The sequence below is a fragment of the Ralstonia pickettii genome, assembly GCF_016466415.2.
In the GTDB taxonomy this organism is placed as follows: Bacteria; Pseudomonadota; Gammaproteobacteria; order Burkholderiales; family Burkholderiaceae; genus Ralstonia; species Ralstonia pickettii.
This window is the reverse complement of sequence record NZ_CP066771.1, coordinates 1,630,695-1,645,215: the sequence shown is the minus strand read 5'-3', so window position 1 is coordinate 1,645,215 and position 14,521 is coordinate 1,630,695. Positions and strand designations below refer to the sequence as shown.

General features: G+C 62.9%; 16 protein-coding genes and 1 tRNA gene. 9 read left to right on the top strand and 8 right to left on the bottom strand.

From position 1 onward, the window contains the following. Positions 1-48: 48 nt before the first annotated feature. Complete coding sequence (locus RP6297_RS07770; RefSeq protein WP_009240780.1) at positions 49-846, bottom strand: IclR family transcriptional regulator; 798 nt, start codon at positions 844-846, stop codon at positions 49-51. 240 nt (positions 847-1,086) lie between these two features. Between RP6297_RS07770 and RP6297_RS07765 the strand changes: the two genes are divergently transcribed. The 5 genes from RP6297_RS07765 to RP6297_RS07745 all read left to right on the top strand — a co-directional run bounded on the left by RP6297_RS07765 (position 1,087) and on the right by RP6297_RS07745 (position 4,102). After that, on the top strand, positions 1,087-1,812 hold the full coding sequence (locus RP6297_RS07765) for a (Fe-S)-binding protein (RefSeq protein WP_009240779.1): 726 nt from the start codon (positions 1,087-1,089) through the stop codon (positions 1,810-1,812). A 36-nt stretch (positions 1,813-1,848) separates the two neighbouring features. Further along, the gene (locus RP6297_RS07760; RefSeq protein ID WP_009240778.1) at positions 1,849-3,258 is read left to right on the top strand and encodes a LutB/LldF family L-lactate oxidation iron-sulfur protein; all 1,410 of its coding nucleotides are present in this window, start codon (positions 1,849-1,851) and stop codon (positions 3,256-3,258) included. Beyond that, entirely contained in the window at positions 3,255-3,536 is a 282-nt protein-coding gene (locus RP6297_RS07755) for a hypothetical protein (RefSeq protein ID WP_009240777.1), read from the top strand. Before RP6297_RS07760 ends, RP6297_RS07755 begins: the two co-directional genes overlap by 4 nt. Positions 3,537-3,605: 69 nt before the next feature. Next, positions 3,606-3,920, top strand: a complete 315-nt coding sequence (locus tag RP6297_RS07750) for a TM2 domain-containing protein (protein WP_009240776.1) — start codon at positions 3,606-3,608, stop codon at positions 3,918-3,920. 14 nt (positions 3,921-3,934) lie between these two features. Further along, entirely contained in the window at positions 3,935-4,102 is a 168-nt protein-coding gene (locus tag RP6297_RS07745) for a hypothetical protein (protein WP_009240775.1), read from the top strand. Here the strand turns inward: RP6297_RS07745 and RP6297_RS07740 are convergent, their stop codons facing one another. From RP6297_RS07740 to RP6297_RS07725, 4 genes are all read right to left on the bottom strand, one after another. Then, positions 4,103-4,867: an arginyltransferase gene (locus tag RP6297_RS07740; RefSeq protein WP_009240774.1), complete on the bottom strand. Its 765-nt coding sequence runs from the start codon at positions 4,865-4,867 to the stop codon at positions 4,103-4,105. Then, positions 4,854-5,600, bottom strand: coding sequence for a leucyl/phenylalanyl-tRNA--protein transferase (gene aat, locus RP6297_RS07735; RefSeq protein WP_009240773.1), 747 nt, complete (start codon positions 5,598-5,600; stop codon positions 4,854-4,856). Before aat ends, RP6297_RS07740 begins: the two co-directional genes overlap by 14 nt. A 24-nt stretch (positions 5,601-5,624) precedes the next feature. Further along, positions 5,625-6,212: an NUDIX hydrolase gene (locus RP6297_RS07730; protein ID WP_009240772.1), complete on the bottom strand. Its 588-nt coding sequence runs from the start codon at positions 6,210-6,212 to the stop codon at positions 5,625-5,627. Positions 6,213-6,403: 191 nt separating this feature from the next. Continuing rightward, positions 6,404-6,480: transfer RNA gene (locus RP6297_RS07725), tRNA-Met, on the bottom strand. 230 nt (positions 6,481-6,710) lie between these two features. On the opposite strand from RP6297_RS07725, the gene RP6297_RS07720 reads away from it, so the two are divergent. After that, positions 6,711-7,745 carry a quinone-dependent dihydroorotate dehydrogenase gene (locus RP6297_RS07720; protein WP_009277602.1) on the top strand — a complete coding sequence of 345 codons (1,035 nt, stop codon included), beginning with the start codon at positions 6,711-6,713 and terminating at the stop codon, positions 7,743-7,745. Positions 7,746-7,770: 25 nt separating this feature from the next. Here the strand turns inward: RP6297_RS07720 and RP6297_RS07715 are convergent, their stop codons facing one another. Further along, the gene (locus tag RP6297_RS07715) at positions 7,771-8,010 is read right to left on the bottom strand and encodes a hypothetical protein (RefSeq protein ID WP_009240770.1); all 240 of its coding nucleotides are present in this window, start codon (positions 8,008-8,010) and stop codon (positions 7,771-7,773) included. A 389-nt stretch (positions 8,011-8,399) separates the two neighbouring features. Here RP6297_RS07715 and RP6297_RS07710 point away from each other — a divergent pair, with 389 nt between their 5' ends. Then, entirely contained in the window at positions 8,400-10,301 is a 1,902-nt protein-coding gene (locus tag RP6297_RS07710; RefSeq protein WP_009240769.1) for a potassium transporter Kup, read from the top strand. A gap of 79 nt (positions 10,302-10,380) precedes the next feature. Here the strand turns inward: RP6297_RS07710 and RP6297_RS07705 are convergent, their stop codons facing one another. Together RP6297_RS07705 and RP6297_RS07700 are read right to left on the bottom strand one after the other, a co-directional pair. Next, positions 10,381-10,821: a hypothetical protein gene (locus RP6297_RS07705; RefSeq protein ID WP_009240768.1), complete on the bottom strand. Its 441-nt coding sequence runs from the start codon at positions 10,819-10,821 to the stop codon at positions 10,381-10,383. A 186-nt stretch (positions 10,822-11,007) separates the two neighbouring features. After that, positions 11,008-13,341 carry a Tex family protein gene (locus RP6297_RS07700; RefSeq protein ID WP_009240767.1) on the bottom strand — a complete coding sequence of 778 codons (2,334 nt, stop codon included), beginning with the start codon at positions 13,339-13,341 and terminating at the stop codon, positions 11,008-11,010. Positions 13,342-13,451: 110 nt separating this feature from the next. Between RP6297_RS07700 and RP6297_RS07695 the strand changes: the two genes are divergently transcribed. Continuing rightward, the gene (locus tag RP6297_RS07695; protein ID WP_009277604.1) at positions 13,452-14,216 is read left to right on the top strand and encodes a hypothetical protein; all 765 of its coding nucleotides are present in this window, start codon (positions 13,452-13,454) and stop codon (positions 14,214-14,216) included. 35 nt (positions 14,217-14,251) lie between these two features. Then, on the top strand, positions 14,252-14,455 hold the full coding sequence (locus RP6297_RS07690; RefSeq protein ID WP_004627116.1) for a DUF465 domain-containing protein: 204 nt from the start codon (positions 14,252-14,254) through the stop codon (positions 14,453-14,455). The last annotated feature ends 66 nt before the right edge of the window (positions 14,456-14,521 follow it).

Below are 14,521 nucleotides of genomic sequence, written 5' to 3'. Positions count from 1 at the left end.
AAAAAGCGCGTCATCGAGCGCGCTTTTTTGTTGGTCAACGCCAGCGGCTTACTCTGCGCGCACCGTATCGTCCTCGTGCGTGTAGCCCATCCCTTTTGAGATTTGCAGTGCAGTGTCTTTGAGGTTGTCGAGCCAGCTGTCCTGCAACCGGTCTGCCGGTGCCGATAGCGACAAGCCCGCGACCAGACGCCGCGAATCATCATAGATGCCGGCAGCGATACAGCGCACGCCGAGTTCCAGTTCTTCGTTGTCACGCGCGTAGCCGTTGGTGCGCACCCAGTTGAGTTCGCGTTCAAGCTTGGGCAAATCCGTGATGGAGGTGCGGGTGTGGCCAGACAAGCCCGTGCGAGTCGCATAGGCGCGCACACGGCCCAGTTCGTCAGCAGCCAGGAACAGCTTGCCAACCGAAGTCAGATGCAGCGGCGCGCGGCCGCCAATGGCGCGCACGACTTGCATGCCAGAGCGCTCGGAATAGGCGCGCTCGATGTAGACGATCTCATCGCCCTGACGCACCGAGAGGTTGACGGTCTGGCCGGTCAGTCGGTGCAGGGCGCGCATCGGCGCGAGCGCCGCTTCTCGCACCGACAGGCGCGCCTTGACCAGGTTGCCAAGTTCCAGCAAACGCATGCCGAGACGGTAGCTGCCCGGGTCGGAGCGATCGACGAAGCGGCAAGCCACCATGTCGTTCAGGATGCGATGCGCGGTGGACGGATGCAGGCCGGTGCTGGCCGACAGCGCCTTCAGGCTGACCGGATCGGCGTGATCGGCAAGCGCGTCGAGCAGCATCATCATGCGTTCGATGACCTGGATAGACGTCTTGCCGGGGTCCTTGTCTGCTTCTGCCATGGGTGCAGTGGGTTGCGGATGCGATGCAAAATTCTATCCCACGATGTGAAAATGCGCACCATCCCGACGCATGATTCCGTGTATTTTCGAAGGCTTTCTCGGTCGGCCAGCAACTGTGCTTGGCGCCACCTCGTGAAGCGCACTCACCATCGACATGAAGAAGTTCTGTGCCCGCGGACCCGCGCCAGGCGAGGCAGCAGGCGCATAATGGCGGCTTCCAGCAGAACACACGAGACTCCCATGCGCGTAGGTTTGTTCGTCACTTGCCTGATTGATCTGATGCGGCCCGAGATCGGGTTTTCAGTGCTCAAGCTGCTGGAAAAGGCCGGTTACGACGTGGTGGTGCCGCCCGCGCAGACCTGCTGCGGGCAGCCCGCCTACAACTCCGGCGATCGCCCTTTGGCCCGTGACCTGGCCGAGAAAACGCTCAAGGAATTGGAGCAGTTCGACTACGTCGTCGTCCCGTCCGGTTCTTGTGGCGGCATGATCCGCAAGGGCTACGCCGATCTCTTTCGCGACGATCCGGAACTCGCGGGCCGCTATGAGCGCCTTGCGCCGCGTGTGTACGAGCTGACCGATTTTCTCGTCAACGTGGCACGCATCGAAGCGCTCGACTCGGAGTTTCACGGCCACGTGACGTACCACGATTCGTGCTCCGGTCTGCGCGAGCTTGGCGTGAAAGCGCAGCCGCGCGAGTTGCTCCGCAAACTTCCGGGCGTGCAACTGACCGAGATGCCTGCATGCGAGGCTTGCTGCGGTTTCGGCGGCACGTTCTCGATCAAGTACGGCGATATCTCCACCGCGATTGCGGATGAGAAATGCGCCAACATCAAGGCCAGCGGCGCCGATGCGGTGGTGCTCGGCGACGTGGGCTGCATGCTCAACATCGAAGGCCGGCTGCGCCGTACGGGCGACACGCACACGCGCGTGCTGCACATTGCGCAAGTCCTCGCCGGCGACGCGTAAATCGCAACGCCACGAACACGACGGAGACGCAATCACATGCAAGTCCGCAGCATGGAATTCAAAGCACGCGCCGAGCAGAAGCTCGCCGACAAGCGCCTGCAGCAGAACCTTACCAAGCTCTCGACCAAATTCGTCACCGCACGCGCGGCGGCCATCCAGGACATTGATTTTCCGGCCATGCGTGAAGCGCTGAAGGAGCGCCGCAACCGTGCGCTGGAAAACCTCGACGTCTGGCTCGCCACGTTCGAGGCGGAAGCGACGCGCCGTGGCGCCAGGGTGCTGTTTGCCGAAACCACGGCCGATGCCGCTCGCCTGGTCGCAGAGATCGCCCGCCAGCACGACGTCAAGAAGGTCATCAAGAGCAAGTCGATGGTGACCGAAGAGATGCGCCTGAACCAGGTGCTCGGCGAGATGGGCGTGCAGAGCATCGAGACCGATCTGGGTGAGTACATCCTGCAGATCAACGATAGCGAGCCGCCGTCGCACATTATTGCGCCGGTAGTGCACAAGGATAAAGAGGAGATTGCTGATCTCTTCGCCAAGACGCACAAGAAGCCGCGTCTGACCGACATTCCCGAGATGACGCGTGAGGCGCGCGAAGTGCTGCGGCCCGAGTTTCTGTCCGCTGACATGGGCGTGACGGGCGGCAACTTCATCATTGCCGAGACGGGTTCCGTGGCGATCGTCACCAATGAGGGCAACGAAGGCATGTGCACGATCATGCCGCGCGTGCACGTTGCCGTGACGGGCATCGAGAAGGTGCTGCCGACGCTCGAAGACTTGGCCACCGTCATGCGCTTGCTGCCACGCTCGGCCACTGGGCAGGCGATCTCGAACTATTTCTCGCTGCTCACGGGCCCGCGCGCGCCCGGCGAGAAAGATGGCCCCGACCATATGTACTTCGTCATCGTCGACGGCGGCCGCAGCGGCCTGATCGGCGGCGAATTCCAGGAGATGCTTCGCTGCATTCGATGCGGCGCCTGCATGAACCATTGCCCGGTCTATCAGAAGATTGGTGGCCATGCGTACGGCTGGGTGTATCCGGGCCCGATGGGCAGCGTACTGACGCCGAGCTACGTTGGGCTGTCAAATGCGCTGGATCTGCCGCAAGCGGCCACGCTGTGCGGTGAATGCAATCGCGTGTGTCCTGCGTCGATCCCGCTGTCGGATCTGCTGCGCACGCTGCGCGAAAAACAAATGGAGCGCGAACTTCGCCCGCAAGCGGAACGCCTTGGCTTGCGCGTGTGGGGCTTCATGGCAAAGCGACCGGCGTTTTACTCCGCCGGCACCTGGGTGGCAGCGCGCATGCTGCGCTGGATGGGCGGTGACAAGAAGCTGATCCACTCGCTGCCGGTCGGCAAGGGATGGACCGACACACGCGACATGCCGGCCCCCGCAGGCAAAACATTCCGTGAGCTGTACCGTGAAAAGAAGGCCCGAGCATGACCTCCGCTGAATCTCTCCAAACGCTGCGCGACGCGCTCGATCGACACGCAAAGTCGGCCGATTTGCCACACTTGCTCACGCAGTGGCGCCACGATGCCGTGCTCGCACCGTTGGCGATCTTGCCGCCGGCGTACGATCAGGTGCGACGCTCTTTGCTGCAGCGGCTGGATATGGCGGTGTCGTTTGGCGAGGAAAGCTGCTCTTTCTCGCCGTCGTCGTTGCTGGCCGAAATGCGCTTGTGGACGGACAAGGCCGAGGCCAAGCTCGCCAGCATGTAATTGGGAGGCGACATGGAACGCGGGATGCGTGCTAGTGTCTGACCGCTTATTCCCGTGTCAGCCAATGCCATGAACCAGACCGCCCGCGAAATCATGCTGTACGACGCCCAGAAGAAAAGTTCGGGCGTGGCTTACCTGTGGTGGTTTTTGCTGGGCTTCCTGGGGGCGCATCGCTTCTACCTGAAGCGTCCGGGCAGCGGTATCGCGCAGGCCATCGCCAACATCGGCGGCACATGGCTCGCATTTCGTGACATGGGTAACACTGCAGGCTGGGTGCTAGCGGTTATCGGCGGGCTGTGGGTGCTGGTGGACGTGTTCCTGATTCCCGGAATGGTCCGGGCCAACAACACGGCGCTTGCCGAGCAGCTTTCGACCACGCCCTGAAAGGAATCGACCTCATGAACAAAACCACTTGGTGGAAACGCACTGCACTCTGGGCGGCTGGGTTGGCTTGCGCAGCTGGCGCGTTGGCAGGGTGCACGACTTCGCGCGATCAATACAGCCAGAGCTCCAATATCAGCGCATACGGTGTGGTCGACGTCGGGATCGACCGCACGTCGCGCTGATCATTCCGCGGCCTGCGGCGCCACGTCTTCAAACCGCCGCCACTCGCCGTTGACGAGCAGTTCCAGCGGCTGAAAGTGCGCCTTATAGGCCATCTTTCGGCTCTGTTCGATCCAGTAGCCGAGATAGACGTAGGGAAGATCCAGCCCCTGCGCCTGGGCGATCTGCCACAGAACGTTGTACGTCCCGTAACTCGCCTTTTGCTCGATCGGGTCGTAGAACGTGTAGACCGACGACAGCCCGTCTTCGAGCACGTCGATCATGCTCACCATGCGCAGCTTGCCCGCCGATGGCGATTCGGGCGGCTCGCGAAACTCCACCAAACGCGAATTTACGCGGCTCTGCAGCAGGAACTGCTCGTATTGATCGCGGCTGTCGTGATCCATGCCGCCGCCCGCATGGCGGACCGACTGATACAGCAGGTAGAGCTGGTAGTGTTCTTCGACATAAGTGAGTGGCGCAACCAACGCCTCCAGCGCTTGATGCCGCTCGGCGGCACGGCGCTGGGCCCGGGAAGGCGAATACTGGTCAACGACGACGCGGCATGGCGTGCATGCATGGCAGTCGTCGCAATGAGGGCGGTAGGTGAAGATGCCGCTGCGCCGGAAGCCGGCGCGCACAAGCTTCGAATAGACGTCGGCATTGATCAGATGTGCCGGCGTAGCGACCTGGGAGCGCGCCAAGCGCCCATCCAGATAGCTGCACGCGTAGGGCGCGGTTGCATAGAACTGCAATGCTGAGAGGGGAAGTTCCTTAAGCTTGCTCATTGCGCACGGTCCACCGGCGGAGCACCGATTTGTCGAAGTGCCAAGGCACGATGGCCGGCGCATTGGCCGCTTCCCGCACATGTGCAAGAAACGCCGCGCGCGGCACTGGGGCGCCGCCCAGCGACGCAAGATGCTCGGTCTCCTGCTGGCAGTCTATCATCGCGACGCCCTGACCGCCGAGGAAGGCGCAGAGCGCCGCCAGCGCGATTTTGGAAGCATCGGTGCGATGCGCAAACATCGACTCGCCATAGAACATGCGGCCGAGCGCCACGCCGTACAAGCCGCCCACGCGTTCCCCCGCGTACCAGGCCTCAACGCTGTGTGCATAGCCGCGGCGGTGCAGGGATGTGTACGCCTGAATAACGTCTTCGGTGATCCACGTGCCGTGCTGGCCGGGGCGGGCTGTGGTGGCACACGCCACCATCGTTTCTCGGAATCCGTGGTCGATGCGGATTTCCCAGGCGGGGTCGTCAAGCACGCGGCGCAGCGTTTTGCGGAACGTCGTCGATACGCGAAAGTCTTCGGGGCGAAGCACCATGCGAGGGTCGGTGCTCCACCACAGCACCGGCTGGCCCTGGGCGTACCACGGGAAAATACCTTGCCGATACGCAATCAGCAGCCGTTGCGGCGATAGCTCGGCGCTTGCGGCCAGCAGACCAGGCGCTTCTGACTCCGGCCCCAGCGCACGATCGACCGGCGGGAAGGGATCATGCGGATCCAGCCAGGCGATCATGATGCAGACAACGTGAGGTGGGCGTTACGGCGTCGTGGCCGGCGTGTCTATCGCGGCGGAGCGCATCGGCTTGTAGATGTCGAGCGTATGGAGTCGGAAGCTGCCGTCGGCAAGCTTGCCAGCCGCGCGGTCTGCGAAGAAACAGCGCAGCGTGTGGATGACAGTCGGGAAGGCGAGATCATCCCAAGGGATGTCGGCCTCATTGAAGAGTGCGACTTCCAGGCTTTCTTCGCCCGGCGCGAAATCCAGATCGTTCAACTTGGCCAGATAGAACAGATGCACCTGATGCACGTGCGGTACGTTGAGCACCGAATACAGTTCGCCGATTTCAACATTGGCGCCGGCTTCTTCCACGGTTTCCCGGTTGGCGGCCTGGGCGGTCGTCTCCCCGATTTCCATGAAGCCGGCGGGCAGGGTCCAGAAGCCGTAGCGCGGCTCAATCGCGCGCTTGCAGAGGAGGACCTGGTCGTTCCAAACGGGCACGGTGCCGACCACGTTGCGCGGATTCACATAGTGAATCGTATTGCAGTGGTCGCAAACGTCGCGCAGTCGGTTGTCGCCGGCAGGAATGCGCGAGACGACTGACTGGCCGCAGTTGGAACAGAATTTCATGGGGAATCGTCGCGGGTGGAATGTCTCAGTGTATCACCGCGGCGATACGGTCCCGCGTGGCTCGGGCGGGGCACACGTATCGACTGAGTTGCACGCAAAACGACGGGTGGAAACGTAGAAAAGCAAAAAGCCCGCTGTGTGCGGGCTTCATGATTTGGCTCAGGTCTTGGAGCGAGCCGTTCTACTTTGGCTGGTTGCGGGGGCAGGATTTGAACCTGCGACCTTCGGGTTATGAGCCCGACGAGCTGCCAGACTGCTCCACCCCGCGTCCGTCGAATAAAACAGTATAGGGAAACCTATGCGGCAACGCAACACTTATTTCGCGCGACGTGCATATTGATGGTGCATGCTGCCCCTGCAGAGGGTCCGCGACGCCACGCGCCGTTAGATTCTTAGACACATCGTGCGCAGTCATGTTCGAAAGCGGCGCGCACGATGCATTGCGGCGTGCCGGCCGTTTACAATGCCGCCTTTCGCGTTCTTCTCTTGATTCCGACCGTGCTCAACGCCCTGTACCCGCTTGCCCGCCCGCTGCTGTTTTCGATGGACCCAGAAGACGCGCATCACTCCACGCTGAATCAGCTCAAGCGGGCCCACGCGATGGGGCTTTCGGGCTGTATCGGTGGGCGGGTAGCCGCGCAACCGCGCACGGTGATGGGCGTGATGTTTCCCAATCCGGTTGGGCTGGCTGCCGGCCTGGACAAGGACGGTGCGTATATCGATGCGCTCGGCGCCCTCGGCTTCGGCTTCATTGAGGTTGGCACGGTCACACCGCGTGCGCAGCCGGGCAATCCGCGCCCGCGCATGTTCCGCTTGCCGGAGGCCAATGCGCTGATCAACCGCATGGGTTTCAACAACGGCGGTGTCGATGCGTTCATCAACAACGTGAAGGCATCGAAGTGGAGGGAGGGCGGCGGCGTGCTGGGTCTGAACATCGGCAAGAACGCCGATACGCCCATCGAGCGTGCTGTCGACGATTACCTGCATTGCCTGGAGCGCGTGTATCCGCATGCAAGCTATGTTACGGTCAACATTTCGTCGCCGAACACGAAGAACCTGCGTCAACTGCAGGGCGCGAGCGAACTGGACAGTCTGCTCGGGACGCTACGCGGAGCACAGCAGCGCCTGGCAGATCAGCACAAGCGCTACGTACCGGTGGCACTGAAGATCGCGCCAGACCTGGACGATGACCAGATTGCCAACGTTGCCGATGCGCTCCTGCGCCATAAGATGGACGGCGTGATTGCGACCAACACGACGATCAGCCGTGAGGCGGTCGTCGGTCTGGCGCATGCGGAAGAGGCGGGTGGCTTGTCGGGCCAGCCGGTGCGCGAGGGCTCGACGCGGGTGATTCGCGCCTTGCATGGTTTGCTGGGCGATGCGGTGCCCATCATTGGCGTGGGCGGCATCCTCGCGGGCGAGCACGCGCGCGAGAAGATCGACGCGGGCGCGCAACTGGTACAGCTTTATACGGGATTGATCTATCGCGGCCCGGCCCTGATTGCCGAATGCGCGCGCGCGTTGGCGCGTTAGAACAAGTGCGGCAGGTGCGCGGCGCCTAGCGGCGGAGCAGGAAGATGACGAACGCGCTGGCGGCCACCACTGCGGCTGCCAGGTCATATGGGCCCGCGTAATCGGCCCAAACCGCCGGGTCGAGGTTTTGCAGGAAGGCCGATTGCGCCCACGGCAGGATCATGCGCGGGATCGCAAACAACAGGGCGGCCACGACCAGCAACACGATCAGTGCGGTCAGCGAGGGCTTGGAGCGGCCCAAGATGCGGAGGGATGAATGGGGCAAAGCTGTCCCCGGTGGGAAGCGTCGAGCAGCTAGGTACCAGTCGCTCAACAAAGTTTGCAATCAAGGTTTGTCCGGCATTTTCCTACAAAGTTCTGTCGGCCGCTGTTCTACTTTCGGCTATGTGCAGCAGAGTAAGCATTGCCTGAGGCATGTGCGCCGACTGAGGCGATCGGTAGCCGAAAATATGGCTTCTGCGCCGCTTTTATGCCTTGGCTAGGTTTTTTCGGCCCCGCAAAACAGTTTGGCGGAGTGGCAGCGCACCGTGATGCACTGCGGCAACGAATGGCCGTTCGAGGGGTTGGCGTGACGAAGCCGGGGAGTACAATCCGCCCTCATTGTGCAATGCACGATTTTTTGAGCGGCCACCCCTCTGGCCGATTTCCAAGTTCATGAGTCAAGCTCTAACAGCAACCGGGTCGCCCCAGACCAACGTGAACCTGCGCGCCATGGTGATCGGCGCCGTGGGTGTAGTGTTCGGAGACATCGGCACCAGCCCGCTGTATTCGCTCAAGGAATGCTTCAGCCCCGATCACGGCATTCCGTTCTCCAGTGCCGCGGTGCTCGGCATCATCTCCATGCTGTTCTGGGCGATGGTGATCGTGGTGTCGCTCAAGTATGTGCTGTTCGTCATGCGCGCCGACAACAACGGCGAGGGCGGCATTCTCGCGCTGATGGCGCTGTCGCTGCGTACGGCCAATACCGATTCCCGGCGCATGTCGCTGCTGATGATGCTGGGCGTCTTCGGCGCGTGCATGTTCTACGGCGACGCCGTGATCACGCCGGCCATCTCCGTCCTGTCGGCCATGGAGGGCCTGGAGATCGCCGCGCCCGCGCTGTCGCCCTTTGTGCTGCCGATCACGATCGTGATCCTGGCGGCGCTGTTCCTGATTCAGCGCAGCGGCACGTCGGTCGTCGGCAAGCTGTTCGGTCCGGTGATGCTGCTGTGGTTTGCCGCGCTAGCCGCGCTGGGCATGATGAATCTGGTGAAGGCGCCGCAGATTCTGGTGGCCGTCAACCCGATGTATGCGATTTCGTTCCTGCACGACCATGCGCTGCAGGCGTTCATCGTGCTGGGTTCGGTGTTTCTGGTGCTGACCGGCGCTGAAGCGCTGTACGCCGACATGGGCCACTTCGGCGCCCGACCCATCCGCTGGGCGTGGTTCTTCATCGTAGCGCCGAGCTTGTTGGTGAACTACTTCGGCCAAGGCGCCATGCTGCTGACCGACCCAAGCACCATCGAAAACCCGTTTTACCGTTCCGTGCCGGAAGCGCTGCAACTCCCGATGGTGGTGCTTGCGGCGGCGGCTACCGTCATTGCCTCGCAGGCCGTGATTTCGGGAGCGTTCTCGCTGACGAGTCAGGCGATTCAGCTTGGCTTTGTGCCGCGCATGCGCATTCGCTACACGTCGGAAGCCGAGATCGGCCAGATCTACGTGCCGATGGTCAACTGGATGCTGCTGATCCTGGTGGTGGGCGTGGTGCTGGCGTTCAAGAAGTCCGACAACCTGGCTGCCGCCTACGGGATCGCCGTGACGACCACGATGGTCATTACCACGGTGCTGGCCGCGGTGGTGATGCGCTCCGTCTGGCGTTGGCATCCGGCGCTGGTGACGCTCGTGAGCGTCTGTTTCCTGGTGGTGGACTTGGCGTTCTTCGCCGCCAACCTCTTGAAGATCCGCGATGGCGGTTGGTTCCCGTTGACGCTGGGCGCCGGTGTGTTCTTCCTCCTGATGACCTGGTACAAGGGCAAGAAGCTTCTGCGTGCGCGCAGCCTCGAGGATGGCATCCCACTCGAGCCGTTCCTGGCTGGGTTGCTGGCCCATCCGCCGCATCGGGTCGAGGGCACGGCCGTTTTCCTCACAGGCAATACCGAATTCGTGCCGGTGTCGTTGCTGCATAACCTCAAGCACAACCGCGTGCTCCACGAGCGCGTGATCTTCATCAGCTTCGTCACACGCGATATTCCCTACGTGGACGACAAGCACCGCGTGTCCGTGCGCGATCTGGGCAGCGGCATCTACATCGTCAAGGCGGATTACGGCTTCAAGGAAACGCCGGACGTATACCGCGTGCTCGAACTGGGGCAGCCGCAGATCGGCACGCGCTGTGAATTGATGGATACATCGTTCTTCATCGCGCGTGAGTCGGTGGTGCCGTCCAAGCTGCCGGGTATGTCGATGTGGCGCGAGCGCCTGTTTGCGTGGATGCATCAGAACGGCGCCAAGCCGTCGGACTTCTTCCACATCCCGGCCAACCGCGTAGTGGAACTGGGTACCAAGGTCGAGATCTGATCAACCTACCGCTGCATAGCAAAACGGCCCGTGCGAGAGAGACGCACGGGCCGCTTTGTTTGTTGGGGCGGCGCTGCAATTACATCTTCGCAGCGGCGTGATTGCGCTCGCGGACTTCGTCGTTGCGGGCGTGGACGTCGTGGTTGCGGTCCTTGACGTCGTGTCGCAGGTCTTTGCGGTCGTGGTGCAGGTCGCGGCGTTCCGCGTTGACTTCATGCTGCTCTTCGGCGCGCTTCTTGTTCCAGTATTCGGCGCCCGCGACGTTGCCCTTGGCCAGGTCGCGGTCTTCGCGGCGTTGATCGGCGTTGCGGGCGGCGCGATCGGCGTTCAATGCGGCCTTGTCGGCGCCGATGTCCGCGCGATCACGGCGGACATCGCGGTTGTCGTGGCGGATGTCACGGTTGTCCTGGCGAATCTGCTGATTGTCTTGCTGAACTTGCTGGACGGGCGTGGTCTGCGCGAAAGCGGCGGTACCGGCAACAGCAAGCAGGGCGGCAATCAGGGTGTGGCTCGTCTTCATGGCGTTTCTCCTCGTGGGTCCCAGGCGGTGCGCCTGTGTCACCTTAACGGGCCGAAAAGACGGGCCGACGACGCATGAGTGTTAGCAAAGATCCATGCGCGTAAGGACTTGTAACGGCCCGCACGCGGCCATGAAAAAACCCGCCGAGTCGGAAAACTGGGCGGGTTCCGCTCAACAGAATGCGCACTAGCGCTTGAGCTTGGCGAACGCTTCTGCCATGGCGCCGGACGGTTCCGGCGCACGACGTTGCTGACCGCCGTGGCGACTGCCGCCGCTGCTCGGGCGGTCGCCGTTGCCGGTGCGCGCGGCCGCCTGACCGGGCTCATCCGACAGGCGCATCGTCAGGCCGATGCGGTTGCGCTTCACGTCCACCTCCATCACCTTGACCTTGACGATCTGGCCCGGCTTGACCACCTCATGCGGGTCACGCACGAACTTCGTCGACAGCGCCGACACGTGTACCAGGCCGTCCTGATGCACGCCGATGTCGATAAAGGCGCCAAACGCCGCCACGTTCGTCACCACGCCTTCGAGCACCATGCGGGGCTGCAGGTCCTTGATGTCTTCCACGCCGTCCTGGAACGTCGCCGTCTTGAACTCGGGGCGCGGGTCGCGGCCGGGCTTTTCCAGTTCGGAGAGGATGTCGACCACGGTCGGCAGGCCGAACTTCTCGTCGGTGAAGTCACGGGCGGTCAGGCCACGCAGTGCCTCGCGGTTGCCGAGCACGTCGCCGATGCCCTTCTTGATGCTGTCCAGAATGCGCTTGACTACCGGATACGCTTCCGGGTGCACCGAGGAACGATCCAGCGGATTGTCGCCGTCGTTGATGCGCAGGAAGCCTGCGGCCTGCTCGAACGTCTTGTCGCCCAGGCGCGGGACTTTCTTGAGCGCGTCGCGGTTGGCGAACGCGCCGTTGGCATCGCGATACTCGACGATGTTCTTGGCGAGGATGGAGTTCAGGCCCGATACGCGCGCCAGCAGTGGGGCAGAGGCTGTGTTCACATCCACGCCGACCGCGTTCACGCAATCCTCGACGATGGCGTCCAGCGCGCGTGCCAGCTCGCGCTGGTTCACGTCGTGCTGATACTGGCCGACGCCGATCGACTTCGGGTCGATCTTCACGAGTTCCGCCAGCGGGTCCTGCAGGCGTCGTGCGATCGACACCGCCCCTCGCAGCGACACGTCCAGTTCCGGGAATTCCTTGGCGGCCAATTCCGATGCCGAATACACCGACGCGCCAGCTTCGCTCACCACGATCTTGGTCAGCTTCAGCTCCGGGGCGTTGCGCATCAGGTCTTGCACCAATTTGTCGGTCTCACGGCTTGCCGTGCCGTTGCCGATCGAGACCAATGCCACCCCATGCTGTTTCGCCAGCCGCGCGAGCGTGGCCAGCGAGCCGTTCCAGTCGCGACGCGGCTCGTGCGGATAAATGGTGGCCGTCTCCAGCAGCTTGCCGGTGTGGTCGACCACGGCCACCTTGCAACCGGTGCGGATGCCGGGGTCGATGCCCATTACGGCCTTCGGCCCAGCCGGTGCCGCCAGCAGCAGATCGTGCAGATTGCGGCCAAAGATTTTGATGGCCTCGGCCTCGGCAGACTCACGCAGTTGCGTGAGCAGTTCGGTTTCGATATGCGGTTGCACCTTGACGCGCCAGCACCAGCGGCACACGTCTGACAGCCACTTGTCAGCCGCGCGACCCTTGTTTTCGATGCCGACATGGCGGGCAATCATGATCTCGCACGGGTGCGGGGTCAGGGCATCCTGTTCTTCGCCCAATCCGAGTTTGACAAACAGCACGCCGGCGTTGCGGCCCCTGAACAGGGCCAGCGCGCGGTGCGAGGGCACGTTGCGGATCGGCTCGCTGTACGCGTAGTAATCGCGGAATTTTTCTTCTTCGGCAGTTTCCTTGCCTTCCACCACGGTCGACGACACCTGGCCTTGGTTCCAGAGGTGGTCGCGCACCTTGCCAAGCAGCTCCGCCGTCTCGCCAAACTGCTCGGAGAGGATGTCGCGCGCGCCGTCCAGCGCTGCCTTCACGTCCGGCACACCGCCATCGGCGGTCGGGTTGCCGTTCACGAACTTGGCGGCTTCGGTTTGCGGATCAAGCGTGGGGTCGGCCAGCAGCGCCTGGGCCAGCGGCTCCAGGCCGCATTCGCGGGCGATTTGGGCGCGCGTGCGGCGCTTGGGCTTGTAGGGCAGGTAGAGATCTTCCAGCACCTGCTTGGTCTCGGCCGCCTCGATGGCGGTGCGCAGGGCATCGGTCAGCTTACCTTGCTCTTCAATGGAAGCCAGGATGGCCGCGCGGCGGTCTTCCAGTTCGCGCAGGTACAGCAGGCGCTCTTCCAGGTTGCGCAGTTGCGTGTCGTCCAGGTTGTCCGTCACTTCCTTGCGGTACCGCGCGATGAAAGGCACGGTGGCGCCTTCGTCCAGCAGTTGCACGGCGGCGGCAACCTGCTGCGGCCGGACCGCCAGTTCAGTGGCGATGCGGGAGACGATCTTCTGCAACACGGAATCAGTCATTGCTTCCAGAGAGTGCGATGGAAAGCCGCGCATTTTGCCACAACGCGAACCCTGTTCCTGAGCGTAAATCCGTGGCCGCGCGGCGTTTGCCGCACAGGCGCGGTGATAAAATGCGCGCTATGCCTACGCTTCCGTCTTCTGCCCGTCGCCGCGCTGCCGCGCGCATCGCTTCCCGTCTGGTTCTGCCGGTGTCCGTGCTCAGCGTCGCGCTGTTTGGCGCGCCCGCATGGAGTCAGTCGCAGCTGGCCTCTGCGCCCGCCGCTGCAGCGCCCGCCACGTCCCCCGATTTCGGCGCTGAGCACGATCGCATCAACAGCGCCAAATCCTGGGCCGAGTATCGGTACGCCGAGGCAGAGCGCGCTTGCTACGGCAAGTTCCTCGTTACGCGCTGCATCGACAAGGCCAAGGATGTGCGCCGCACAGAGCTGCACTCCATCCGCGAGCGCGAGCTTGCGCTGGATGAGGCCGAACGTGCCGACCGCGCTGCCCGTCGCGATCAGGAGCGCGCCATCCGCGAAGCCCAATACAATGCCGAGCGCCCGCAGCGCGAAGCCGCCGAGCAGAAGAATCGCTCCGAGTTTGAGAACAAGCAGGAGCAGCAGCGCCTGAATGAGGCGCAGCGCCAGGCGCAAGCGCCGCAGCGTGCGGCCAACGCGCAGGCCGCAACCAAGAAGCAGGCAGATTACGACGCCAAGCTGAAAGCCGCACAGGAGCAGGGCGCAGCCAATGCCGCCAAGCGTGCGGAAAGCGCCAAGCAATTCCAGGAAAAGCAGCAAGACGCGGCCAAGCGCCAGAAGGAACTGGAGGAACGCCGCGAACAAACCAAGCGCCGCAACCAGCAAAACCAGAACAACACCAGTCCGCTGGGGTTCTAAACTTCAGCCAAGGCCGGGTTTCCGGGAGGAAAGCGATGGACAGCGATCTGAATACGATCTCGCGTCGCATCATTGAATTGCAGATCGAGCACCGCGATCTGGATTTCCTGATCGACCGGCTGGCGACGACTGCCAATCACGACGAGTTGCAGCTGCGCCGCCTCAAGAAACGCCGCCTGAAACTCAAGGACACCATCACCCTGCTACAGTTGCAGCTTGAGCCGGACGTGCCGGCCTAGCGCCCGCCCGAACTTGGTTCGATTTTCATCCCGAGAGGCCGCAATCACGTGCGGCCTCCGTCATTT

Excerpts from the sequence above, each read along its gene's own strand:
- RP6297_RS07770 (WP_009240780.1), bottom strand. The coding sequence starts at position 846 with ATGGCAGAAGCAGACAAGGACCCCGGCAAGACGTCTATCCAGGTCATC.
- RP6297_RS07765 (WP_009240779.1), top strand. The coding sequence starts at position 1,087 with ATGCGCGTAGGTTTGTTCGTCACTTGCCTGATTGATCTGATGCGGCCC.
- RP6297_RS07760 (WP_009240778.1), top strand. The coding sequence starts at position 1,849 with ATGCAAGTCCGCAGCATGGAATTCAAAGCACGCGCCGAGCAGAAGCTC.
- RP6297_RS07755 (WP_009240777.1), top strand. The coding sequence starts at position 3,255 with ATGACCTCCGCTGAATCTCTCCAAACGCTGCGCGACGCGCTCGATCGA.
- RP6297_RS07750 (WP_009240776.1), top strand. The coding sequence starts at position 3,606 with ATGAACCAGACCGCCCGCGAAATCATGCTGTACGACGCCCAGAAGAAA.
- RP6297_RS07745 (WP_009240775.1), top strand. The coding sequence starts at position 3,935 with ATGAACAAAACCACTTGGTGGAAACGCACTGCACTCTGGGCGGCTGGG.
- RP6297_RS07740 (WP_009240774.1), bottom strand. The coding sequence starts at position 4,867 with ATGAGCAAGCTTAAGGAACTTCCCCTCTCAGCATTGCAGTTCTATGCA.
- aat (WP_009240773.1), bottom strand. The coding sequence starts at position 5,600 with ATGATCGCCTGGCTGGATCCGCATGATCCCTTCCCGCCGGTCGATCGT.
- RP6297_RS07730 (WP_009240772.1), bottom strand. The coding sequence starts at position 6,212 with ATGAAATTCTGTTCCAACTGCGGCCAGTCAGTCGTCTCGCGCATTCCT.
- RP6297_RS07710 (WP_009240769.1), top strand. The coding sequence starts at position 8,400 with ATGAGTCAAGCTCTAACAGCAACCGGGTCGCCCCAGACCAACGTGAAC.
- RP6297_RS07705 (WP_009240768.1), bottom strand. The coding sequence starts at position 10,821 with ATGAAGACGAGCCACACCCTGATTGCCGCCCTGCTTGCTGTTGCCGGT.
- RP6297_RS07700 (WP_009240767.1), bottom strand. The coding sequence starts at position 13,341 with ATGACTGATTCCGTGTTGCAGAAGATCGTCTCCCGCATCGCCACTGAA.
- RP6297_RS07695 (WP_009277604.1), top strand. The coding sequence starts at position 13,452 with ATGCGCGCTATGCCTACGCTTCCGTCTTCTGCCCGTCGCCGCGCTGCC.
- RP6297_RS07690 (WP_004627116.1), top strand. The coding sequence starts at position 14,252 with ATGGACAGCGATCTGAATACGATCTCGCGTCGCATCATTGAATTGCAG.